This is a genomic window from Methylibium sp. T29-B, from assembly GCF_000576225.1.
Lineage (GTDB): Bacteria > Pseudomonadota > Gammaproteobacteria > Burkholderiales > Burkholderiaceae_C > Methylibium > Methylibium petroleiphilum.
This window is the reverse complement of record NZ_AZSN01000030.1, coordinates 12,308-35,855: the sequence shown is the minus strand read 5'-3', so window position 1 is coordinate 35,855 and position 23,548 is coordinate 12,308. Positions and strand designations below refer to the sequence as shown.

The following is a 23,548-nucleotide window of genomic DNA, read 5'->3' as shown; positions in this document are numbered from 1 at the left end:
CATAGCCCGGCCGCCAGCGCCCTCGCGCGCCGCCGGGCCGTCAAAGCGCCACGGCGTGCGGCGGCAGCTCGCGTTGCCAGTCGTCGCGCAACACCAGGAAGAAGGCTTCGCGAGTCTGCGCGAGCGCGAACTCCAGCCCGTAGGGGCGGTGGCGTGCGCTGAGCACGTCGCCGCGACCCAGGCGGTGCTGCGCGAGCGTCTGGCGCGGCACGTCGAGGAAGAAGGCGCGCGCGTCGTCGCGCGGCAGGGCCGCCTGCAGGGTGAGCCGCAGCAGGCCGGGGCGTTCGGGCAGCTCGGCGACCTCGAGGATGCGGTAGTCGCCTTCGGCCACCTCCTTGTCGCGCGACGAGCTGTTGCTCGAACCGTGCAGCGAGTCGGACACGCTGCCCGACGAGGCGGAGCCGGCGCTCGAGGCCGACGACGCGAAGCTTTCGGCGCGGCCGGCGGTCGCGGCGGCGGCCAGGCACAGCAGGGCGAGGCCGGCGCGCAGGGTCGGCGTGAAGGTCATCGAGGGCTCCGGTTGGAAGTGCGGCAGATGCTGTGGTGAGGGAGGATAGCCTGCAGACGCGGCCGGTCAGGGCCGGGGGGGCTTGGGCCGGAAGTCGCACACGTCCGCGACCGCGCAGTCCCAGCAGCGCGGCTTGCGCGCCTGGCACACGTAGCGGCCGTGCAGGATCAGCCAGTGGTGCGCGTCTTCCAGGTAGGCCGCGGGCACGCGCTGCAGCAGCTTCAGCTCCACCGCCAGCGGCGTCTTGCCCGGCGCCAGGCCGGTCCGGTTGCCGACCCGGAAGATGTGGGTGTCGACCGCCAGCGTCGGTTCGCCGAAGGCACGTTCAGCACCACGTTGGCGGTCTTGCGGCCGACGCCGGGCAGGGCCTCCAGCGCCTCGCGCGAGCGCGGCACCCGGCCGCCGTGCCGCTCGATCAGCAGGCGGCAGGTCTCGAGCAGATGCTTCGCCTTGCTGCGGAACAGGCCGATGGTCTTGATGTGCTCGATGACGCCGTCGAGGCCGAGCGCCAGCATCCGCTGCGGCGACGGCGCCACCGCGAACAGCCGCCGAGTCGCCTTGTTCACGCTCACGTCGGTGGCCTGTGCCGACAGCAGCACGGCGGCCAGCAGCTCGAACACCGAGCTGTAGACCAGTTCGCTCGCCGGCTGCGGATTGGCCGCCTTCAGGGTGGCGAAGAAGGTCTCGACATCGGCAGGCTTCATGGCCGAGCATTCTGGCAGGGCCGGGGGCGGCGGCCGGGGGCTCACCTGTATGCATCGGCCGAGCGCCGGGCCGCCCCAAGCCGGCCGAGAACCCCGCGGGGGGTGGCCGCGGTACGCCGCGGCCTGGGGGCTCTCACATCAACGCCGCGCGCGTGCGCGCGCCATCGCGGCTTCGATGACGGCGCGCTTGCGGGCGGTCTCGTCGGCGTTGCCGGGCTTCGTCTCGGTGTCCAGGTGGGCCAGCTTGTGCGCGGCCTTCGCGGCGAGCCGCTCGTCGTGCTCGCGCCGTGCCCGCTCGCGGCGTCGGGTGGTCGCGGTGTAGCGGGCGCGCGCCGCGTCGGCCTCGGCCGGCGACCAGGCGGCCCAGCCGGTGGTCTGCGTGGCGTCCTCGAGCGAGATGCAGTCGACCGGGCACACGGGGATGCACAGCTCGCAGCCGGTGCACTGCGATTCGACGACGGTGTGCATCTGCTTGGCCGCGCCGACGATGCAGTCCACCGGGCAGGCCTTGATGCACAGCGTGCAGCCGATGCACCAGGTCTCGTCGATCACGGCGAGCCGGCGAGGGCCCTCGCTGCCGTTGGCAGGGTTCAGCGGCAGCGCCGAGCGGCCGGTCAGCGCCGCGAGCCGGACGATGCCTTCCGCACCGCCCGGCGGGCACTGGTTGATGTCGGTGCGTCCGGCGGCCACGGCCTCGGCATAGCGCCGGCAGTCGGGTTCGCCGCAGCGGGTGCACTGCGTCTGCGGCAGCGCGGCGTCGATCGCGTCGGCCAGCGCTGCCTGCCGCGCGTCCGGCGCGTCGGCGGGGCGCTGGAGCGCGTTCACTTGTGGTGCTTCGCGATGAAGTCGCGGATCTCGGGGTAGGCGAAGTCGCGCCAGCGACGGCCGGCGAAGATGCCGTAGTGGCCGGCGCCCTTGAGCTCGTAGTGGCGCTTGCGAGCCTTGGGGATGCCGGCGCACAGGTCCACCGCCGCGGCGGTCTGGCCGGCGCCCGAGATGTCGTCGAGCTCGCCTTCCACCGTCAGCAGCGCGGTGGTCTTGATGTCCTGCGGGCGCACCGGCTCGCCCGCGACGCGCCAGGTGCCGTTCACCAGCGCGAAGTCCTGGAACACGGTCTTGATGGTCTCGAGGTAGTAGTCGGCCGGCATGTCGAGCACGGCGTTGTATTCGTCGTAGAACTCGCGGTGGGCGTCGGCGCTGTCGTCGTCGCCTCGCACCAGGTCGAGGAAGTAGTCGTAGTGGGCCGTCATGTGGCGGTCCGGGTTCATCGCGACGAAGCCGCTGTGCTGCAGGAAGCCCGGGTAGACCAGCCGGCCCGCGCCCGGGTAGTTGGGCGGCACGCGGTAGATCACGTTGTGCTCGAACCACTCGATGCTCTTGTTCATCGCCAGGTTGTTCACCGCGGTCGGCGACTTGCGGGCGTCGATCGGGCCGCCCATCATGGTCATGGTGCGCGGCGTCTTCTCGCCGGCGCTCGCCAGCAGGGACACCGCCGCCAGCACCGGCACCGTGGGCTGGCACACCGAGATCACGTTCACCGTCGGGCCGATGTGGCGAATGAACTCCTGCACTTAGTGCACGTAGTCGTCCAGGTGGAACAGGCCGGCTTCGGCCGGCACCATGCGGGCGTCGATCCAGTCGGTGATGTAGACCTTGTGGTCCTTGAGCAGCGTGCGCACGGTGTCGCGCAGCAGCGTGGAGTGGTGGCCCGACAGCGGCGCCACGACCAGCACGCTGGGCTGGTCGCGCATCCGGGTCAGCAGTCGGGCGTCGTCGGTGTAGCGCTTGAAGCGCAGCAGCTTGCAGAAGGGCTTCTCGATCGCCACGTTCTCCTGCACCACCACGTCGATGCCGTCGACCTGGATGCTGGTGATGCCGAACTGCGGCTTCTCGTATTCCTTGGTCAGCCGGTGGATCAGGTCGAAACCGGCCGACAGCCGCTGGGCCCCGGGGCCCTGTGCGAAGGGGGAGAGCGGGTGGCTGTAGAGCTTGGACGAGGCGCTGGCGAACTCTGAGAACGGGCTGAGCAGCGCGCGCTGGGTCTCGTAGAGCTGATAGAGCATGGAATTCCCCGGAGGCGGATCGTTCGGCCCGCGGATGCCACCGAGCGGTCGCCGTTCGGCAGGCCGCAAACGTGCACCGTTGGTGCGCTGCAGCAGTGTAGGAGGAAAGCGCCCGACCGGTGCATGGAGGCCAACCCGCAGCTCGGTGGGGCCGAACTGCACCAAAGCGTGACAGTTTTGCGGTCGTTTCGGGTGCAGGGGCAGCCGATGCCTAGCGCTCGCGTTGGCTCCAGCCCCGCTGCCCCCCTCGCCGCCGCCGCCGCGGCGCTCACCGCCCCCGGCGCCGCGCTGCTCGTTCACCGATTCGCGCCCGCGTTGCTGCTGTTGCTGGAGGGGCTGGCGTGGTTCGCGGGCCTGGGGCATCGGTTGCGGCGGGGGATTGGGCACCACCACCTGCGGACGGGGCAGGGCCTGCGGTGCGGGCACCGGCACCGGCCGCGGGATCGCCTGGGGAGAGGGCGTGGCCTGTGGCAGCGAGAGCTGCGGTCGGGGCACGGGCTGCGTGGGCGCCGCACCCCCAGCGTCGGGTCGTGGGATGCGCTGGCCGTGCGGGCCGCGCTCGGCGCTGCCCGGGTCGACGTAACTGCGGCGGCCGCGATCGTCGCGGTCGTCACCGCGCGGTGGGCCGGGTTCGCGCTGGGCCGAACGTGGGCGGTCGGCGGCGTCACGTCCGTCCTGCATGGAACCGGTCCGTTCACCCGGCACGATCGCCGGCCGAGGTTGCGGGACCACCGGGGTCCGCTGCACATTCGGAGGTCCGGCCGCTGGGATACCGCGGCCCGGGACCGGCATCGCCGCCGTCGGTTCGCCCTCGTCACGGCGACGGTCCTGGCCCATCGGCGGCGGACGTTGCGCCGAGCCGCCTGGGGCAGGGGTCATCGACGGCGCGTCGTCTCGCGTGCCGTACACCGGCGCGCGCCGGGGCTCCTGAGGACGCTGGGCGCGGCCCGGTGTCGGCAGGCAGCGCAGACGGCAGGCCGCTCGCCGCACCGCCAGGCCGGCCAGCCGGACCTGGTACCGCGCCGCCCGGACGTCCCGGCGGATTGAGGCTGGCCGCGACCGGCTGCAACCGGGCCATCTGGCCGGGCGTCAGGTCGAGGCGGTCGCGGCCGATCGGCCGGGCGTTGCGAACTGGTCCTCGCTGACCATGGTGACCGCGTCTGGGCGCTGCGCATAGCGGTACGACGGCCGCTCGACCGGCGTGGGCCGCGTGGCGCGCCGTTCCCCGGGGCCGTGCGGCGGCGGGTTGACGACGTTGATGACGTTGATCTGCTGCACGTAGCGCGGCGAGTAGCGGTAGGGCGGGTAGTACCACTCGCGCGGGCCGAGCGGGAACCAGCCGACCGGCGCACCGCTGCCGAAGCCGATGCTCAGGCTGACATTGCCCGAATGTGCGCCGACGTAGCCCACCAGCGCCGGCGCATACACCGGGCGCGGCACGATGGGGCCGGGCACCCAGCCCCAGCTGCCGCCGATCAACGCCCAGCGGCCATAGTGGAAGGGCGCGAAGCCCCAGGGCGCGTCGTCGACCCAGGTCCAGCCCCAGGGCCGCACGTAGGCCCAGTGCCCGTAGCGGTAGGGGGCCCAGCCGTAGGGCAGGCCGCGCGGGTACCAGACGGCGCCGTAGTCCGGCGCGGTGGTCCAGTAGCCGTGCTCGTCGAGCGCCTCGATGCCGGTGGTCTCGGGCGAGACATAGCGCGCGGAGGCCAGGCGGTCCTGGTCGCGGTCGCGTGCCTCGGCCCACGCATCGAAGTCGTCGCGCTGGCCCATCGCGCGCAGTTGCAACTCGCTGCCGCCGTTCTCGACCAGGCTTTCCTGGCCCGATTCCAGGTTGAAGGCGTTGTTCGGCGTCACCACGCGCAGCCGTCCGGACAGCGCGCGCACGGTGTAGGCGCGGCGGTCGGGGTCGTAGCCGACGCGGTAATCGCCCGGGCCCTGAGCCTCGGCGCGCACGCCGTCGGCCGAGAAGCTGAAGCTGTCGCCGGTGGCCAGGCTGCGCACCCGGGCCCGCACGGTGCCCTGGGCCACGTCGATCGCGATGCCGTGGTCGTCGAGCTGCGAGAACACGGCCTGCGTGTTGCCGTCCAGGCGCACCGAACTGCTGCCGATGCGCACCTCGGCCTGGCTGCCGGGCGGCACCCACAGCGAGGTCTCGCTGGTGATGGGCTGGTTGAGCTTGGCCGGATCCCAGGCCGCGCCCGCCTCGGGCGAGCTGTCGACCGGCCCGCGCAGCGCGCTGATGCTGCCCACGCGCGCGGGGGGATCGGCCGGATCGGTCTCGGCCAGCGTGGGCCCGGCCAACAGCAGGCCCGCGCACAGGCCTGCCATCAGGCGGCGGCTGAGGGCGATCAGGGTAGGGTCCATGCGCATCACGTAGTCACCTCGGGCCGCGGCGCGGCGTCTGCTGTCTAACGCATGAGACCCCGGATCGGTGCATCGGTTGCGCCGGCCGGCTTGAAAAGAATTGCAAACGAGCTTGCGAGGCGCACAAAAAAGCCGCGACAGGCCGCGGCTTTCGGACAGGCAGCGCGCCGGAACGCGCTACCGGAGCGGGGTCATCTCAGATCACCGCGGCAATCGCCTTGGCCACCGCGTCGAGGTTGTGCTGGTTCAGCGCCGCCACGCAGATGCGGCCCGAGTCGACGCCGTAGATGCCGAACTCGCTGCGCAGGCGCTGCATCTGCGCCGCGTTCAGCCCGGAGTAGCTGAACATGCCCTGCTGCGTGGTGATGTAGCTCAGGTCACCCTTCACGCCGGCGGCCTGCAGCTTCTCGACCAGCGCAACGCGCATGGCCTTGATGCGCTGGCGCATGCCGGCCAGTTCTTGCTCCCACTGCGCGCGCAGCGCCGGGGTGGTGAGCACCGTGGCGACCACCGAGGCGCCGTGCGTCGGCGGGTTGGAGTAGTTGGTGCGGATCACGATCTTCAGCTGGCTCAACACGCGAGAGGCCTCTTCCTTGCTCGCGCACACCACGCTCAGCGCACCGACGCGCTCGCCGTACAGCGAGAAGCTCTTGCTGAAGCTGGTGGAGACGAAGAAGTCCAGGCCCGAGGCCAGGAACTGCTGCACCACTGCGCCGTCCTCCGCGATGCCCTGGCCGAAGCCCTGGTAGGCCATGTCGAGGAAGGGCACCAGACCGCGCGCCTTCACCGCGGCGATCACCTGCTCCCATTGCGCCGCGGAGAGGTCGTAGCCGGTCGGGTTGTGGCAGCAGGCGTGCAGCACGACGATCGTGCCGGCGGCGGCGGTGTTCAGCGCGCCGAGCAACCCGTCGATCGCGATGCCGCGCTGCGCGGCGTCGTAATAGGGATAGGTGCCGACCGTGAAGCCGGCGTTGGTGAACAGCGCACGGTGGTTCTCCCAGCTCGGGTCGCTGATCAGCACCTGCGCGTTCGGGTTCAGGCGCTTCAGGAAATCGGCTCCGACCTTCAGGCCGCCGGTGCCGCCCAGGCCCTGCACGGTGGCGATGCGACCGCTGGCGGTGGCGGCGTCGCCGAACACCAGGCCCTGCACCGCCTTGTCATAGGCGGCGATGCCGTCGATCGGCAGGTAGCCGCGCGCCTTCGGCGCCTCGAGCATCTGGTGTTCGGCCGCGGCCACGCACTTCAGCAGCGGCAGCTTGCCGTTCTCGTCGTAGTACACGCCGACACCGAGGTTGACCTTGGCCGGGTTCGGGTCGGCGTTGAACTGCTCGTTCAGGCCGAGGATCGGGTCGCGCGGAGCGAGCTCGACGGATGCAAACAGAGACATGGAGAGTTCCAGCGAAGTTGGAGGGACGGGGCGTTCACAGGGTTAGTGCGGCCCTAGATCAATTTTAGGCGCTGCCTATTCGAGCCCGTCTGGAGCAGGTGATCCGGTCTGGCACAGGACCCGCGAACCCGCGCGAAAGTCGCTGCAAAACGCTCGGGATTTCCACCGAGCCAAGTCGGGAGCGTCTCCCGTATCGCCGGCCTGCGCCTCGCTCCTAGCATGCGACGCCTCTCGTTCCAGAGCCCTGTACGCAGGCCGTTTTCCCCTTGTCGCCCCCGCCCGCATGAGCGTCCGATCCCGAGCCCGAAAGCACCGCCTGACGCCACTGAAGCGCGCGGTGCTTCGTTGGCGACACTGGCCTCGCCGTTGTCGACGCTGGCCCAGCAGGCGCCCGCGGCCGCGGCCTCGGCGCCCGAAGCCGCCCCGTCCGATGCCGCCGTGCGGCTCAACCCCGTGCTGGTACCGGGCAAGCGCGCCACCGACGTCGGGCCGATGCCGGGCCTGGCGGTCACGAAGGACCAGATCCCCGCGAACATCCAGAGCGCGACCAAGGAGCAGATCAAGGAATCGCGGGCGCTGAACATCGGCGACTACATGAACACCCAGCTGCAGGGGGTGAGCGTCAACGACTACGCCGGCAACCCCTTCCAGATGGACGTGAACTACCGCGGTTTCACCGCCAGCCCGCAGATCGGCACGCCGCAGGGCCTGTCGGTGTTCTTCGACGGCGTGCGGGTGAACGAGCCCTTCGGCGACGTGGTGAACTGGGACCTGATCCCGCTCAACGCGATCGAGCGCTTCGACCTGTTCCCCGGCAGCAACCCGCTGTTCGGGTTGAACACCCTGGGCGGCGCGATCTCGGTGCGCAGCAAGAACGGCTTCACCGCGCCCGGCGTCGAGGGTGAGCTGCTGGCCGGTTCCTGGGGCCGCCGGCAGGTCAAGCTGAGCGCCGGTGGCAATGACGACACGCTGGGCGGCTTCGTGGCCTACACCGGCTTTCGCGAGGACGGCTGGCGCGACAACTCGCCGTCGCGCGTGCACCAGCTGTTCGGCCGCGGCGACCTGCGGCTGGATCGCGGCTCGCTGTTCGCCAGCGCGCTGTTCGCGAGCAACGAGCTGATCGGCAATGGGCTGATCCCTCTGTCGCTGTACGAGCAGCGCGCCGAGACCGTGTTCACCTCGCCCGACCGTTCCGACAACCGCGTGCTGCAGCTTGCGCTCGGTGGTCAGTTCGACGTCTCCGAGCGCTTCAACATCACCGGCCAGCTCTACACCCGCAAGAGCCGGCGCGGCGGCCTCAACGGCGACATCTACGAAGGCTTCGACGACATGATCGGCCTGCGCGGCGGGTACTTCGATCCGGACAATCCGGCAGCGGGCGTGCAGCCACGCAACGGCGCCTACTACAACACGCCCGGCGTGATCACCGGCACGCCGATCGGCCTGCTGACGGACACCGCACTGGACCAGCGCACGCACGGTGCCTCGCTGCAGTTCAACTGGAACCTGCCGACGCGCAGCGTGATGGTGGGCGCCTCGATCGACCGCAGCCGTTCGACCTACTCGATGTTCCAGCGGCTCGGCCTGATCGACGCCACGCACGGCGTCTATGCGGACCCGGCCGCGCTGCCGGCGTTCATCGCCGCGCAGATGGACATTCCGGGCAACAACTTCGAGGGCACGTCGACCACGAAGAGCCTCTACGCCAGCGACACCTGGACGCTGGCACCGCAGCTCACGCTCACCACCGCCGCGCGCTACAACCACACCACGGTCGACAACCAGCTGCTGACGCGCACCGTCGAAGGCCTGGTCGACCTGCACGAGCTGCCCGCCAACTACGACAACGCGCAGACGCTGACGGCCGAGAAGTTCAGCTACCGCTCCCTCAATCCTTCGATCGGACTCAACTGGCTGCCGGCACCGGGCCTCAACACCTTCGCCAACGTGAGCCGTGGATCCCGCACGCCGTCGGTGGTGGAACTCGGCTGCGCCTTCGACGACACGCCCACGCCGGTGACGCTGCCGGGCGCGACGCCGAACGACCCGCCGGTGGTGATCGGCACCACCGCGCGCAGCCTGCTGGGGCCGGGCTGCAACCTGCCGACCACGCTGTCCGGCGACCCCTACCTGCCGCAGATCCGCTCCACCTCGTTCGAGCTCGGCGCGCGCGGTCTGCTGTCGGCGAACTGGGAGTGGAACGCAAGCCTCTTCCGCACCGACCTGAAGGACGACATCTACTACGTCGGCGTGGGGCAGGGCCGCAGCTACTTCGACACCATCGGCAAGACGCGTCGCCAGGGCCTCGAGCTGGGACTGGCGGGGGCGCGCCGGCGTGCTGGACGTGAAGGCCAGCTACTCCTACACGTCGGCGACCTTCGAGTCGCCGTTCTACATGACGAGCCCGCACAACAGCAGCGCGGACTTCGACCAGAACTCGCGCACCCAGGCCGACCTGGGCTACCGCGACTACCAGTTGCTGCCTTCGCCCGGCGCGTCGCTGAACGGCGGGCGCGGCACCTACCACCAGATCCTGGTGAAGCCCGGCGCCCGCATGCCGGGCATCCCGGCGCATGCCCTCAACTTCAACCTCGGCTGGCGCGTCACGCCGTCGTGGAAGCTCGGGCTGGGCATGCAGCTGCGCTCGATGTCCTACGTGCGCGGCAACGAGAACAACCTGCACCGTCCCGGCGGCACGGACCAGGAGACCGGCCAGTACTACTGCTCGACCAACGCGCAGACGCGCGCCTGCGACCAGAGCGATGGGGGCTACATCCAGACCCCGACGCGACCGGGCCGCACCTTCACGCAGAAGGGCACGGTGCCGGGCTTCGCGGTCTTCAACCTCGACACCAGCGTCGTCGTCACCAAGGGCTTCACCGTCGTCGCCCAGGTCACCAACCTCTTCGACCGCCGCTACGTCACGGCGGGCAACCTGGGCGTGAACCCGTTCTCGCCGTCGACCGTGGGCGCGATCGGCGTGAGCGGCTGGAACTACAACTCGGCCGAGTGGCAGCCGTCGACCTTCGTCGGTCCGGGCGCGCCGCGCGGCATCTTCCTGGGGCTGTCCTATGCGCTCGGCGCGGATTGAGGCGGGCGCTTTGCGCGCCGTCCACGTGGTGCTCGACCTGCTTTGCGGCCGTCGAGGCGCGTCACGGGCCTGCGCGTGCGCGTGCGCGGTGCTCGTGTCGGCCTGCGGCGGCGGCACCACCGGCGACACCGACGAACAGCCGCCCGCGGTGCGCGCCGAACTGGCCGGGGTCGTCAGCCCGGGTTTCGACCTGGATGCACAGATTCCCGAGCCCGGCAGTTCGCCGATCACCGGCCGCATCGTCGTCTCGGTCAAGGGCAGCCGCGGGATCATCCGCACCAGCGACAGCTTCGGCGCCGGCCCGGCCGACGAGCACCGCACCAGCCTGGCCGAGCTGGACGCGCCCTACATGCTGCGCTTCAGCCTGATCGACGGCAGCTTCCTGGTGTCCGTCGCCACCGAGCCGGGCCGCGCCAACGTCACCGCGCTCACCACCCTGCTGGTCGCGCAGCTGCTGGGCGCCGACCCGGCGACGGCCTTCGACAACTACAGCGCTGCCTCGACCGCCAATATCGCGCGCATCACCGATGCGCGGATCGCCGAGGCGCAGACCGCGGTGACCGCCTACCTGCAGAACGTGCTGGGCATCCCGGTGCGGTCCGGCAGCGCGAGCTTCACCCAGGTGGCGTTCGAGGCCACGGACGGTGACCCGATGTACGACACGATGGTCGCGCTCAACGCGAAGCTCGCCGCCGACGGGATCACACTGACCGACCTGTCGCAGACCCTGGCGGCCCAGGCACGCCTGTGCCTCACCGAATCGATCACGATCAGCCTCGGCGGCTCCACGAGCCGCTTCTGCACGGCGTCGAAGAGCGGCCTGCCGGAGACGGCCGACCCCACGGTGATGGCCTACGTGTTCACCGACCCGAACGGCGCCACGCTGACGCTGCGCGTGCGCGGCAACGACCTGCTCACCGAACGCTACGTCACGGCCGAAGGTGCGGCCTACGACTGCAGCGCGGCGGGCTGCACCGGGCTCGTGCTCGGCGCACCGGCTGGCGACCTCAGTCGCCCGGCCACCTTCACCGACGCGCGGATCGGCGCCGCGACTTTGAACGGCAGCCTGACGCTGCCGGCGCCGGGCCCCGCGATCCCGGTGCTGCCCTGCGACAACAACCGCTATGCGCTGGTATATCCGGACTTCAGCTTTGCTGCCGAATGCGTCGATGCCAGCGATCCGTTCGGCATCGGCGGCATGTTCGGCGGCGACGCCGGCCTGCCACGGACCGCCGTCACGTTCGGCAGCGCCCTGTCCGTGTACTTCGAGGACGGCAGCCTGCTCAGCATCACGGCCTTGCAGCCGCTCACCGACCCGGGCACTGGCCAGCCGGTGTTCTTCAAGTGCGTGGGCGCCGAATGCGCGGGCGCGGTTCTCGGTGAGCCGGAACTCAACTACGACTATGGGCCCGAGCTCACCCTGCGCAGCCTGACGCTCGCCGGTGTGCAACTGCGGGCGCTGAATGCCGACGGTACGCCAGCCGCCCTCGGCGCGGCGACCTTGCAGGGCGCGTTCCTGACAATCGAGTACATCCAGCCGCCACCGACGCTGAACGACTGCGCGGGTGCGACGGACCTCGTCGAAGGCCAGCTCAGTTTCCGCGCGGACCCTGTTCGCATCTGCCCCAATCCCGTCAGCGGCGTCAAGAACACGTTCGTGGCGCCCGACGGTGAACTGACCCTCAATGTGACGGGCTCGACGCCTGATGGGTCCGGCCTGCCTTCGCCGATGCTCGGGGTCGTCGTGCCGGCCGGCGGAGGGGGCGCGCGGATCTCGCTTGTCGACGCGCAGCAGTACGCCTGCACCGGTGGATGCACGGGGGTCACCGTGGGGGCACCCAATGTGGCCGGTGAACGGCAAGTGACGTTCAGCGGCGCGGTTCTGCGCGAGATCGAGCCTGCCAATCTGCCCGGCACTAGAACGATCACCTTGAACGGAAGCTTCGTCGCGCCGCCGCCCTAGTGCGCCGCGCGCGACGGTCTGCAGGGAAGGGCGGATGACAGATCAAGGGGCTTCCCGCGAGGCGGGAGGGTGGCATCCGCCGGAAGGGCCGGCGGGTGTGGCGTTCCAACGGAGAGAGGAGACCGACATGAAGAAGAGATTGCCGCTGCGGCGGCGTGGCATGGCCATGGCCATCGGCCTGGTGCTGGCCGGTACCGGCGCGGCGCAGGCCGCGGGTTTCGAGACGCTGAGCGCAAACGGCGCCAACGTGCTGAAGACCTGCAACCCGACGAGTTCGAGCGGCGTGACGACCTGCAAGGTCACCAGCCTGCCGGGCGAGAGCGGCTTCGATCTGGTGGCGTCGCGCTCCGCGCCGATCATCATCAATGGCGTGAGCGTGGGCACCCAGCTCGAGAAGGTGTGGCGGCACTGCACCGACAAGAAGCTCTTCATCTTCGGCGTGCGCGTGCAGATGAACGCGAACCAGTGGGACGAGACGGGCGCCGCCTTCAACGTCAACGACGTGCTGCGCCAGGTTCGCACCGACAAGGCGGTGGAAGTCGCCTATTTCGCGGGCAGCCCGGCGGCGACCAAGCTTCTCAAGGCCGCCGGCCGCACCTTCGCGGGCCTGAACGAGTACGACACCGCGAAGCCGCCGCGCAACAACGCCTGGGTCGATTTCCGCATCGACGCCAACGCCGCCGAGGCGAGCGGCCCGAGCAGCCCGAACTCGCCGTGGCTGCTGACCAAGACGCGCGCTCCCGAGGGCTACAGCCTCCAGGACTTCGCGTTGCGCCTGCTGAACTCGGAGAACGAGGACGTCGACCAGAACAGCATCTACGCGCTGGGCTACCAGCCGGTGTGCACCAGCGAAGCGTGCGCGCCCGAAGAGGACGACGACGACTGACGCGTCGCGGACCCGAGAGCAACCCACAACTGGAGACCACCATGCATATCCGTTCTCACCTGACCGCGCTGGCGGCGGTCGCCGCCGTGTTCGGCGTCGCCATGCCCGCCCAAGCCCAATGGGTGTCGCTGCCGACCTCCGGCACGATCCTGCAGACCGTCAACCCGAAGACCGTCGTCTCGCCGACGCCGGCGACCTGCACCAACACCGGCGTGGCGCCGACCGGCGACCAGTTGCCGGTCGAACAGCAGTCGGCGTCGCTCGCCACCGGCAAGTTCACCGGCCTGCCGGGCAGCGCCGCGATGCCGGGTTATGCGTCGACGCCGGTCGCCGCGACCTCCTACACACTGCAGACCGGCAGCCCGGCCAAGACCGTGGGCACGCTGTACGACCGGGTCTACTGCGCCGGCTCGGGCACCACCACCTGCAATGCCAGCAAGGTCTACGTGTTCGCCACCCGCGCGATCCTGAACACCACGGTCGCCAACCCGCCCAACCTCACCTTCGAGATCAACGACTTCTTCCGTACCGTGCCTTCGACCGCCACCGTCGAGGCCGGGTACTACATGGGCACGAGCGGCACCAGCGTCGACACCGGGCTGTCGACCAAGTACGTCGAGTACGTGGGGCGCACGAACAGCGGGCTCAACCAGACCATCACGCGCGACAACACCAAGGTCGCGTTCCGCACCGACGTCAACGCCAGCGATCCGGAGCGTTGCGAGCCGTACTCGAAGAACAACCCGATCAGCGCCTGGGTCTACCACCGCGTGACCTGCCCGAACGGCGTGGAGACGGCGCCGGCCAACATCACTTTCAAGACGCGTGTACGCGAGGGCGGCGAGGAGGGGCAGCCCATCATCAGCATCAGCACCAGCGGCTACGTCTGCAAGCCCTGAGGCCAGAAGCCGGAAGCGGGTGAGGGGAGCGAGGCCCTCGACGTTGACATGAGCAGGAACTCCCTCTGGTTCGACGAGCGGCCACGCCACCTGGGGTGGCTGCTCCTGCTGCTGCCGGTGCTGGCGGTGTTGCTGGTGGCCGTCGGCACCAATCTCTGGCGCGATCAGCCCTCGCCGGCGCCGGTGCCGGCGGTGGCTGTGTCGCCGCGAGGTCCGGACGTGGCGGTGCGGGTCGGGCTGCCGATGCAGCCCGGCGTTCGCATCGACGCGGGCGGCACGGCCGCGCCGGGAAAGCCTGCGCTTCAGACCTGCCCCTACCAGCAACTGGATCTCGTGACGGCGCACGGCAAGGTGCAGCGGGCCTGCGTGGCGACCACCCGCATGCTGCAGAGCGGCGACCTGCGCAGCTACGTGCTCGAACCGCAGGGCGTCTCCGACTGGACGCTCCGCGTGGACAGCGGGGACGGACGGGTGATGGCGGCCAGCCTGTCAGCGCCCGGTCGCGGCGACTACCGCTGCGAGGAAGACACGTGCGCCGGCTTCTCGATCGGCCCGCGCGACGCGCACGGCGGGCGCACGCTGGTAGTGAGCCGGGCCGTGCTCACGGCTGAGGACGGCGTGGCGATGCACCTGAGCGCCAGCCTCAAGGCGCCCGGTGACCAGCAGGATGCCGACCTGGCCTGCAACGAGCCCGGCGTCTCCATCGTCGAGCGCAGCGGCGCGGTGCTCACGCTGTGCCCTTCCGGCGGTGGTGGCGTTGTCCGCCTGGAGCACGAGCGCCGCCTCTACAGCCTGCGCGGTGCGGCCGGCGACACGCTGTTGGTCGGGGTGGACGCCGGCGGCGCGGTCGATTTCGTGCAGATCGGTGCCCTCGAGTGCCAGGGACTGGCCTGCTCTGGCGCCACGACGCAGCCGGGAGACGACCCGGCGAGCGAAAGTGGCCGCCGGTTCAGTTTTTCCGGCACCACCGTGACCGACGGGCTGCGCGGCGGTGCCGCGGCCCTGTTGAACGGCAGCGCGGTGCTGCCTCCGTTCTGACGCTGACGATGATCTATCTCCCCCGCTGGCTCGACGACGAGCTCCATGGCCGCGGTTGGGTGCTGGCCACGGTGATGCTGTCGGCCCTGCTGTTCTCCGGCTGGCTGGTGTGGGCGCGCTGGAGCCAACCGGCTGACGCCGTCCAGCCGGTCCGGGTGGAGACGGCAGCGCCGCAGCCGGCTCCGCTCGCGCTGCCGGTCGTGGCCGACCCGGTGGCCGTGCCGGCATCTGCGGCGCCCGCCGCGCTGCCGTCCTGCCCGCATCAGCACGTCGACATCACCGGCGCCGATGGCCTGCTGCAGCGCGGCTGTCTGTCGGCGACGCGCACGCACCAGAGCGGCAGCGTGCGCAGCTACGGGACGCAGGCCGAGGGCGTGTCGAACTGGCACATGACGATCGACGCCGCCGGGGGGCAGGTGATTTCGGTGCGCCTCAGGCAGGGGGCGATCGGCACGTCGCCCGAGCGTCTCTATGTCTGTGACGGTGTGGCCTGCCAGGGCGCATCGCTGGCCACCCCCGATGCCAACGGCGCACGCGCGCTGACCCTGGACGACACCCGGTTGCAGGCCCTGCCGCCCGGCCAGCGTTGGCGACGGCCCTTGCCCGGCGCGAGGCGCAGCCCGGACCTGGCCGCCGCTGGCAGTGCGGCCGGGCAGGCCCGTCCCACGGTGAGCGTGAAGGCCGTCCTGAGCGCCCAGCCCGATCGCAACGACTCGGCGCTGGCGTGTGCCGGGCGTGGCGTGACGATCGTGAACAACCAGGGCGCCGTGATCGATTTCTGTGCCCTGGGGGGGCCGGCTTCGAGGTGGCCGATGACGGCCCCACGCGCTTTGCCTTCCGTGACCTGGAAGGCCGCGCGCTGGCGGTGGCCGTGGGCTCCGACGGCACGATCGATGGCGTGACGCTGGGCACGCTGTCGTGCCGGGACACGCGTTGCGGTGGCGTGTCGATGAGCGTTCGCGGAGATGCCGGCAACCCGGCGGCCGAGCGGAGCTTCGCGTTCTCCGGCACCACGCTCTACGAGGCCGGCACCGGCCGGCCGGCCGCGACCTTGAATGGCGGCGTGACGATGCCATCCCAGGAGTGAACCGGGCGGCGGCATCGGGGAGGGCGCGGCTGGTGACCCGCGGGTGACCCCGGCATCCCGCTTGCGGTAGGCTGGCGGATTGGCCCGGCCCTGCTCGGGTCGCCGCAACCACCCCGCTCGAACCGGGGCCCACGATGCCTGATCCTGCCCACGTCCTGCCCGACACCCCCGACGCCCCATCCGCGCTGCCCGAGGGCGAGTTCGTCTCGTTCCCCGATTCGCCGTTCCAGCTGTTCCAGCCCTATCCGCCGGCCGGCGACCAGCCGACCGCGATCGGGCAACTGGTGGACGGCATCAACGACGGCGAGGTGTTCCAGACGCTGCTGGGCGTGACCGGCTCGGGCAAGACCTTCACGATGGCCAACGTGATCGCGCGGTCGGGGCGGCCGGCGATCGTGTTCGCGCCGAACAAGACCCTGGCGGCCCAGCTCTACAGCGAGTTCCGCGATTTCTTCCCGAAGAACGCGGTCGAGTACTTCGTCAGCTACTACGACTACTACCAGCCCGAGGCCTATGTGCCGCAGCGCGACCTGTTCATCGAGAAGGACAGCGCGATCAACGAGCACATCGAGCAGATGCGGCTCTCGGCCACCAAGAGCCTGCTGGAGCGGCGCGACGTGATCATCGTCGCCACCGTGTCGGCGATCTACGGCATCGGCAAGCCCGAGGACTACACGCAGATGCGGCTGATCGTGCGCGCCGGCGGCAAGCTGGGCCAGCGCGACCTGATCGCGCAGCTGATCCGCATGCAGTACAAGCGCAACGAGACCGACTTCGCGCGCGGCACGTTCCGCGTGCGCGGCGACACGGTGGACATCTTCCCGGCCGAGCACTCGGAGCTGGCGATCCGCATCGAGCTGTTCGACGACGAGATCGAGGCGCTGTCGCTGTTCGATCCGCTCACCGGCCAGATCCGCCAGAAGGTGCCGCGCTTCGTGGTCTACCCCTCCAGCCACTACGTCACGCCGCGCGAGCAGGTGCTCGCGGCGATCGAGGGCATCAAGGAGGAGCTGCGCAACCGGCTCGCCGAGTTCGTGGCCGACGGCAAGCTGGTGGAGGCGCAGCGCATCGAGCAGCGCACCCGCTTCGACCTCGAGATGCTGCAGGAGATCGGCCACTGCAAGGGCATCGAGAACTACTCGCGCCACCTGGCGGGCTCGGCGCCGGGCGAGCCGCCGTCGACGCTGGTGGACTACCTGCCCAAGGACGCGCTGATGTTCCTGGACGAGTCGCACGTGCTGATCGGCCAGCTCGGCGGCATGTTCAACGGCGACCGCGCGCGCAAGACCACGCTGGTCGAGTACGGCTTCCGGCTGCCGAGCGCACTGGACAACCGGCCGCTGAAGTTCGAGGAATTCGAGACCAAGATGCGCCAGGTGGTGTTCGTCTCCGCCACGCCGGCCACCTACGAGCAGGAGCACGCCGGCAACGTGGTCGAACAGCTGGTGCGGCCCACCGGGCTGGTGGACCCGGTGGTCGAGGTGCGGCCGGCCACCCGCCAGGTCGACGACGTGCTGCAGGAGATCCGTGACCGCGTCGACGCGAACGAGCGCGTGCTGATCACCACGCTCACCAAGCGCATGGCCGAGCAGCTCACCGACTACCTGGCCGACAACGGCGTGAAGGTGCGCTACCTGCATTCCGACGTGGATACCGTGGAGCGGGTGGAGATCCTGCGCGACCTGCGGCTCGGCAGCTTCGACGTGCTGGTGGGCATCAACCTGCTGCGCGAGGGCCTGGACATCCCCGAGGTCTCGCTGGTGGCCATCCTCGACGCCGACAAGGAGGGCTTCCTGCGCTCCGAGCGCTCGCTGATCCAGACCATCGGCCGCGCGGCGCGCAACCTCAACGGCAAGGCCATCCTCTATGCCGACAAGATCACCGACTCGATGCGGCGCGCCATCGGCGAGACCGAGCGTCGGCGTGAGCGCCAGATCGCCTTCAATGCCGAGCATGGCATCACGCCGCGCAGCATCAACAAGCAGGTCAAGGACCTGATCGACGGCGTGTATTCCGAGAAGAGCCGTGGCGACGACCTGAAGGCCGCGCAGGCGGCGGCCGAGATCGAGTCGATGAGCGAGAAGGACCTCGGCAAGCGCATCAAGCTGCTCGAGAAGCAGATGCTGGAGCACGCCCGCGGCCTGGAGTTCGAGAAGGCGGCACGGGTGCGCGACCAGCTGGCGCTGCTGCGCGAGCAGGCCTTCGGTGGCGCCGGTCACGACAACGTGCTGCCGCTGGTGTCAGGCAAGAGCGGGTCTGCCCGCTGACGGGGCGCGTGCCGCGTCTCCGATAATCCGGACGGGATGGTCAACGGGGTCGCTCGAGCCCCGCCCGTGCGGCCCGGCCGCGCTCTTGCAGGAGATTTGTCGTGGGCGATCCTCTGTCGCTGCTGAGATTCAGTGCGGCATCCGGGCACATCTGGCTCGACGAGCAGCGCATGCTGCTGCTGCACGCGCGCGCGCTGGCCGCGCTGCGCAAGGAACTGTTCGATTCGCTGGGCGTCGAGCGCGCCCGCGGCCTGCTGGTGCGCATGGGCTTCGCTTCCGGCCGTCACGACGGCGAACTGGCGGTCAAGCAGCGCGGCAGCGGCAAGAGCAACGAGGAGGCCTTCCTGCTCGGGCCGCAGCTGCACGCCCTGGAAGGTGCGGTCAGCGTGGAGAAGGTGGCGCTCGAGATGAACCTTGCCACCGGACACTTCTTCGGCGACTTCCTGTGGACCAACTCCTGGGAGGACGAGGCCAACATCGCCGATTTCGGCTTCGGCGAGGAGCCGGCCTGCTGGACGCAGATCGGCTATGCCTCGGGCTACACCAGCGCCTTCATGGGCCGGCTGGTGGTGTTCAAGGAAATGGAATGCCGCAGCCAGGGCGACAGCCGCTGCCGCATCATCGGCCAGCCGGCCGAGGCCTGGCGCGACGAGGCCTATCTCAGCTACTTCCGCCCGCAGGTGATCGGTCAGCAGCTGATCGACTACAGCATCGGCCTGGAGCAGCTGCGCGCGGTGCAGGCGCGGCGCCAGTACGACCGCAAGCTGATCGGCGTGTCGCCGGGCTTCCGCGCCGCCTTCGAGCTGCTGCGCAGCGCGGCCGACAGCGCGATCACCGTGCTGCTGCTCGGAGAGACGGGCGTGGGCAAGGAGATGTTCGCGCGCTGGCTGCACGAGAACGGCCCGCGCGCCGGCGGCCCGTTCATCGCGGTGAACTGCGCGGCGATCCCCCACGAGCTGATCGAGGCCGAGCTGTTCGGCGTGGAGAAGGGCGCCTACACCGGGGCGCAGCTGGCGCGCGCCGGGCGCTTCGAGCGCGCCAGCGGCGGCACGCTGTTCCTCGACGAGGTGGGCGACCTGCCGCTGGCGGCCCAGGTGAAGCTGCTGCGCGCGCTGCAGACGGCCGAGGTGGAGCGGCTCGGCTCCGAGCACGCCACCAAGATCGACGTGCGCATCGTCGCGGCCACCAACGTCGACCTGCAGCAGGCCATGCAGGCCGGCCGCTTCCGCAGCGACCTGTTCTACCGGCTCAACACCTTTCCGATCACGATCCCGCCGCTGCGCGAGCGCACCACCGACATCCCGGCACTGATCGAGCGTTTCCTGGAGAAATACGGGGAGCTCTACAACAAGAAGCTGCGCGGCCTGACCGACAAGGCGATGCGCCAGGTGCTGAGCCACGCCTGGCCCGGCAACATCCGCGAGCTGGAGAACGTGATCGAGCGCGCCGTGCTGCTGGCGCCGGCCAACGGCCCGATCGAGGCCTGTCACCTGTTCGGTGAACCGGCGCTGCGCGCCAGCGAGGGCAGTCTGGATGCGAAGGGCCGCGTGACCGAGGTCCACCCCGACGCCCTCGGCCGCCTGTGCGACGAGGCCTTCGAGCACCACATCGACCTCGAGTCGCTGGAGCGCCGCATGATGCAGGCGGCGATGCAGCGCGCCAAGGGCAACCTGTCGCAGGCCGCGCGCCTGCTCGGCATCACCCGGCCGCAGCTGGCCTACCGGCTCAAGAAGGAGGGCCTGCCGACCGGCTGACCGCGCTCCGCCGGCCCGCGGCTCGAGCCGCCCCGTCGCCTCTCGGCGGCCGGGCGGCTTTTTCATGTGCGCCGGCACTTCACCAAATGATCAAGCTGCGCTGCAGCAACTGATCAGCTCCGTATCCGGGGCAACCCTGGGTTCGCGCCGGCGCTGGCGTCGAGGGCTTGTGAATCAAGCACTTGGCGCAATTGGCACGGCCGTTGCCCTTATCAGTCCGTCCAGGCGGTTCGCCAGGGCCGAAGTGATGGATTGAACAAATGAAGCTCGCGCCCCCCAAGACTGCCCGGTCGTCGTCGGGCTCGGCGGCCCGGATGACCGGCCAGCCCTGCTATGTGCGTGTCACTGGCACGCTGGACGAGCGCTTCGTGGAGTTCGAGTTCGCGGTCGGCGACCCGGAACTGTCGGTCGAACTGGTGATGCAGTTCGAGCAGTTCCGCGAGTTCTGCGCGACGCACGAGGTCACCCACCTCAGCGCCGAGGAAGGCGCGCGGCTGGACTTCGAGCGCATGAAGTGGCGCTTCGGCGCCCCCGGCATCACCGACTGATCGAGATCGATCGCGAACCAGACAGCAGACAGAGCATCACAGGAGACAAGGCCGTGCAAGTCGACATCAAGACCACCGACATCCATCCGGTCCGCCAGACCTTCTCGCACGTGGCGCGCCGGCTGGGTGCGGACAAGCCCGCGTCGCGCTACCAGGAGGCGACGCTGGACATGCAGCCGACCACCAACTGGCACTACCGGCCGCTGTGGGACGCCGAGCACCACGTGTTCGATGTGCGGCGCTCCAGCATCGTGATGGCCGACTGGTACGCGTTCAAGGACCCGCGCCACTACTACTACGGCGTGTACACGATGGCGCGAGCCAAGCAGCAGGAGGGCGTGGACAAGCAGTTCGAGTTCGCCGAGAAGCGCAACCTGCTCGGCGCGCTCGACGACGCCACGCGCGACACGCTGACCCGCGTGCTGGTGCCGCTGCGCCATTACGAATGGGGCGGCAACATGAACAACACCTACTGCTGCGCCTACGGCTACGGCACGGCGGTCACCCAGGCCTGCTCGTACGCGGCGATGGACCGGCTGGGCATCGCGCAGCAGCTCTCGCGCATCGGCCTGCTGCTCGACGGCAGCCAGGGCAGCTCGCTCGACGCCGGCAAGATCGCCTGGCTGTCGGACCCCGCCTGGCAGGGCGTGCGCCGCGTGCTGGAGAACCTGTTCGTCACCAAGGACTGGTTCGAGCTCTTCGTCGCGCAGAACCTGGTGTTCGACGGCCTGCTGTACCCGCTGATCTACCGCCACACCGTCGACGAGCTCAGCCCGCGCACCGGCAACGCGCTGGCGATGCTGACCGAGTTCATGAACGACTGGTACGCTGAGACGGCGCGCTGGGTCGACGCCACCGTCAAGACCGCGGCGCAGGAGTCGCCGGCCAACGCCGAGCGCCTGGGCCAGTGGGTCGCCGCCTGGCGCGACGAGGTGCAGCGCGCGCTGGTGCCGCTGGCCGCGCTGGCGCTCGGCGAGCAGGGCGCCGCGGCGCTGGCCGCCGTGCGCAGCGAATTCGACACCCGCATCGCCCGCCTGGGCATCGAGGCCTGAGGAGACCCGACATGAACGCCACCGCCACCGCCGCCCCCACTGCCCGCCCGCCGGTCTTCATCTCGCTGGTCAGCAACGACATCTCGCGCGGCATCGTCGAGGCCATCGTCGCCGACAACCCCGAGGCCACCGTCACCGAGTACCCGGCGATGGTGAAGATCGACTCGCCCGGGCGCCTGGTCATCCGTCGCGAGAGCGTCGAGGAGCAGCTCGGCCGCCACTGGGACGTGCAGGAGCTGCACCTGAACCTGATCTCGCTGTCCGGAACATCGACGAGACCGACGACGCCTTCACGCTCCAGTGGGGCGCCCGCGCCTGATCCCAAGCCCAGCCGTACGAGGAGACAAGCATGAGCCAAACCGCCGCCGCCAAGCCCGCCAAGCGCCTGGGCATCAAGGAACGCTACGCGATGATGACCCGCGGCCTGGGCTGGGAGACCACCTACCAGTCTATGGACGACGTCTTCCCCTTCGACCAGTTCGAGGGCATCAAGATCCACGACTGGGACAAGTGGGAGGACCCGTTCCGCCTGACGATGGACGCCTACTGGAAGTTCCAGGGCGAGAAGGAGAAGAAGCTCTACGCGATCATCGATGCGTTCCAGCAGAACCAGGGCCAGTTCAACATCAGCGATCCGCGCTACCTGAGCACCCTGAAGCTGTTCCTGACCGGCGTGTCGCCGCTCGAGTACCAGGCGCACCGCGGCTACGCGATGGCCGGCCGTGCCTTCCGCGGCGTCGGCGCGCGGGTGGCGGCGCAGATGCAGTCGATCGACGAGCTGCGCCACGCGCAGACGCAGTTCCACACGATCAGCCACTTCAACAAGTACTTCGACGGGCTGCACGACCCGCAGTGGATGCACGACCGCATCTGGTACCTGTCGGTGCCCAAGTCCTACTTCGAGGACGCGATGACCGCGGGGCCCTTCGAGTTCGTCACCGCGATCTCGTTCTCCTTCGAGTACGTGCTGACCAACCTGCTGTTCATGCCCTTCATGAGCGGCGCCGCCTTCAACGGCGACATGGCGACCGTGACCTTCGGCTTCTCGGCGCAGTCCGACGAGTCGCGCCACATGACGCTGGGCCTCGAGGTCGTGAAGTTCATGCTCGAACAGGACCCGGGCAACGTGCCGATCATCCAGAAGTGGATCGACAAGTGGTTCTGGCGCGGCCACCGCCTGCTGACGCTGGTGGCGATGATGATGGACTACATGCTGCCCAAGCGCGTGATGAGCTGGGCCGAGGCCTGGGAGATGTACTTCGAGCAGAACGGCGGCGCGCTGTTCCAGGACCTGGCCCGCTACGGCATCCGCATGCCGAAGTACCACGAGATCGCCACCGCCGAGAAGCAGCACCTCTCGCACATCGCCTGGGCGACCTTCAACAACTACGGCCACGCGGCCGACTTCCTGACCTGGGTGCCGCAGCCCGACGAGCTCGACTGGCTGAGCCAGAAGTACCCCGAGAGCTTCGACGCCATCTACCGCCCGCGCTTCGAGTGGCTGGCCGCCTACGAGAAGGAGCACGGGAAGATGTGGCGCAACGACACGCTGCCGATGCTGTGCCAGGTCTGCCAGGTGCCGTGCCATTTCACCGAGGTCACGGACCCGACGCGCATCAGCCTGCGCGAGACCTCCTACCACGGCATGAAGTACCACTGCTGCTCGGACGGCTGCATGGACATCTTCAAGGAAGAACCCGAGAAGTACGTCCAGGCCTGGATGCCGGTGCACCAGATCTACCAGGGCAACTGCTTCCTTGAGGGCACCGACCCGACGGCGCCGGGCTTCAACCCGCTGGCCGCGGTGCTCGACTACTACCACGTGAAGCCCGGGGCCGACAGCGGCGACTTCGCCACCTCGCCCGACCGCCGCAACTGGGAGCGCTGGACCGGCCAGGACCTGACGCCTCCCGCCACCGAGCCCAAGGCCGCCTGAG

The 23,548-nt window shown here is 69.8% G+C and carries 16 protein-coding genes and 3 pseudogenes; 13 read left to right on the top strand and 6 right to left on the bottom strand.

What is annotated here, in order from left to right; genetic code table 11:
* Positions 1–40 precede the first annotated feature (40 nt).
* The 6 genes and pseudogenes from Y694_RS07355 to Y694_RS07325 form a co-directional block, all read right to left on the bottom strand.
* Positions 41–508, bottom strand: a complete 468-nt coding sequence (locus Y694_RS07355) for a hypothetical protein (RefSeq protein WP_051495629.1) — start codon at positions 506–508, stop codon at positions 41–43.
* Between the two features lie 66 nt (positions 509–574).
* Positions 575–1,212, bottom strand: a pseudogene (gene nth, locus Y694_RS07350) (endonuclease III).
* 138 nt (positions 1,213–1,350) lie between these two features.
* The gene (gene rsxB, locus Y694_RS07345; protein WP_036231182.1) at positions 1,351–2,037 is read right to left on the bottom strand and encodes an electron transport complex subunit RsxB; all 687 of its coding nucleotides are present in this window, start codon (positions 2,035–2,037) and stop codon (positions 1,351–1,353) included.
* Positions 2,037–3,275 (bottom strand): annotated as a pseudogene (locus Y694_RS07340) (polyhydroxyalkanoate depolymerase); the annotation flags it as partial. The gene rsxB and the pseudogene Y694_RS07340, both read right to left, overlap by 1 nt.
* 1,089 nt (positions 3,276–4,364) lie before the next feature.
* A complete protein-coding gene (locus Y694_RS07330) occupies positions 4,365–5,639 on the bottom strand; it encodes a DUF6600 domain-containing protein (protein ID WP_155935793.1) in 1,275 nt (424 codons plus the stop codon).
* 196 nt (positions 5,640–5,835) lie between these two features.
* The gene (locus Y694_RS07325; protein WP_011829886.1) at positions 5,836–7,026 is read right to left on the bottom strand and encodes an amino acid aminotransferase; all 1,191 of its coding nucleotides are present in this window, start codon (positions 7,024–7,026) and stop codon (positions 5,836–5,838) included.
* 345 nt (positions 7,027–7,371) lie between these two features.
* Between Y694_RS07325 and Y694_RS27055 the strand changes: the two genes are divergently transcribed.
* From Y694_RS27055 to Y694_RS07260, 13 genes and pseudogenes are all read left to right on the top strand, one after another.
* A complete protein-coding gene (locus Y694_RS27055) occupies positions 7,372–10,485 on the top strand; it encodes a TonB-dependent receptor domain-containing protein (RefSeq protein WP_409072467.1) in 3,114 nt (1,037 codons plus the stop codon).
* 17 nt (positions 10,486–10,502) lie between these two features.
* A complete protein-coding gene (locus tag Y694_RS07315) occupies positions 10,503–12,080 on the top strand; it encodes a hypothetical protein (RefSeq protein WP_231497574.1) in 1,578 nt (525 codons plus the stop codon).
* Positions 12,081–12,207: 127 nt separating this feature from the next.
* Positions 12,208–12,966: a hypothetical protein gene (locus tag Y694_RS07310; RefSeq protein WP_036231169.1), complete on the top strand. Its 759-nt coding sequence runs from the start codon at positions 12,208–12,210 to the stop codon at positions 12,964–12,966.
* A 41-nt stretch (positions 12,967–13,007) separates the two neighbouring features.
* Entirely contained in the window at positions 13,008–13,865 is an 858-nt protein-coding gene (locus tag Y694_RS07305; RefSeq protein ID WP_036231166.1) for a hypothetical protein, read from the top strand.
* A gap of 48 nt (positions 13,866–13,913) precedes the next feature.
* Positions 13,914–14,903 carry a hypothetical protein gene (locus Y694_RS07300; protein WP_036231163.1) on the top strand — a complete coding sequence of 330 codons (990 nt, stop codon included), beginning with the start codon at positions 13,914–13,916 and terminating at the stop codon, positions 14,901–14,903.
* 8 nt (positions 14,904–14,911) lie between these two features.
* Positions 14,912–15,805, top strand: a complete 894-nt coding sequence (locus Y694_RS07295) for a hypothetical protein (RefSeq protein WP_036231159.1) — start codon at positions 14,912–14,914, stop codon at positions 15,803–15,805.
* The gene (locus Y694_RS07290; RefSeq protein WP_197028759.1) at positions 15,775–15,990 is read left to right on the top strand and encodes a hypothetical protein; all 216 of its coding nucleotides are present in this window, start codon (positions 15,775–15,777) and stop codon (positions 15,988–15,990) included. The genes Y694_RS07295 and Y694_RS07290 overlap by 31 nt, the downstream gene beginning before the upstream one ends.
* A gap of 134 nt (positions 15,991–16,124) precedes the next feature.
* The gene (gene uvrB / locus Y694_RS07285; RefSeq protein ID WP_051495628.1) at positions 16,125–18,257 is read left to right on the top strand and encodes an excinuclease ABC subunit UvrB; all 2,133 of its coding nucleotides are present in this window, start codon (positions 16,125–16,127) and stop codon (positions 18,255–18,257) included.
* A 101-nt stretch (positions 18,258–18,358) separates the two neighbouring features.
* Entirely contained in the window at positions 18,359–20,011 is a 1,653-nt protein-coding gene (locus Y694_RS07280) for a sigma-54-dependent Fis family transcriptional regulator (RefSeq protein ID WP_036231153.1), read from the top strand.
* 260 nt (positions 20,012–20,271) lie between these two features.
* On the top strand, positions 20,272–20,559 hold the full coding sequence (locus Y694_RS07275; RefSeq protein ID WP_197028758.1) for a phenol hydroxylase subunit: 288 nt from the start codon (positions 20,272–20,274) through the stop codon (positions 20,557–20,559).
* Positions 20,560–20,612: 53 nt separating this feature from the next.
* Complete coding sequence (locus tag Y694_RS07270) at positions 20,613–21,611, top strand: aromatic/alkene monooxygenase hydroxylase subunit beta (RefSeq protein WP_036231191.1); 999 nt, start codon at positions 20,613–20,615, stop codon at positions 21,609–21,611.
* An 11-nt stretch (positions 21,612–21,622) separates the two neighbouring features.
* A pseudogene (locus Y694_RS07265) lies at positions 21,623–21,930 on the top strand (MmoB/DmpM family protein).
* 30 nt (positions 21,931–21,960) lie between these two features.
* Positions 21,961–23,547: an aromatic/alkene/methane monooxygenase hydroxylase/oxygenase subunit alpha gene (locus Y694_RS07260; protein ID WP_036231151.1), complete on the top strand. Its 1,587-nt coding sequence runs from the start codon at positions 21,961–21,963 to the stop codon at positions 23,545–23,547.
* Position 23,548: the final 1 nt, after the last annotated feature.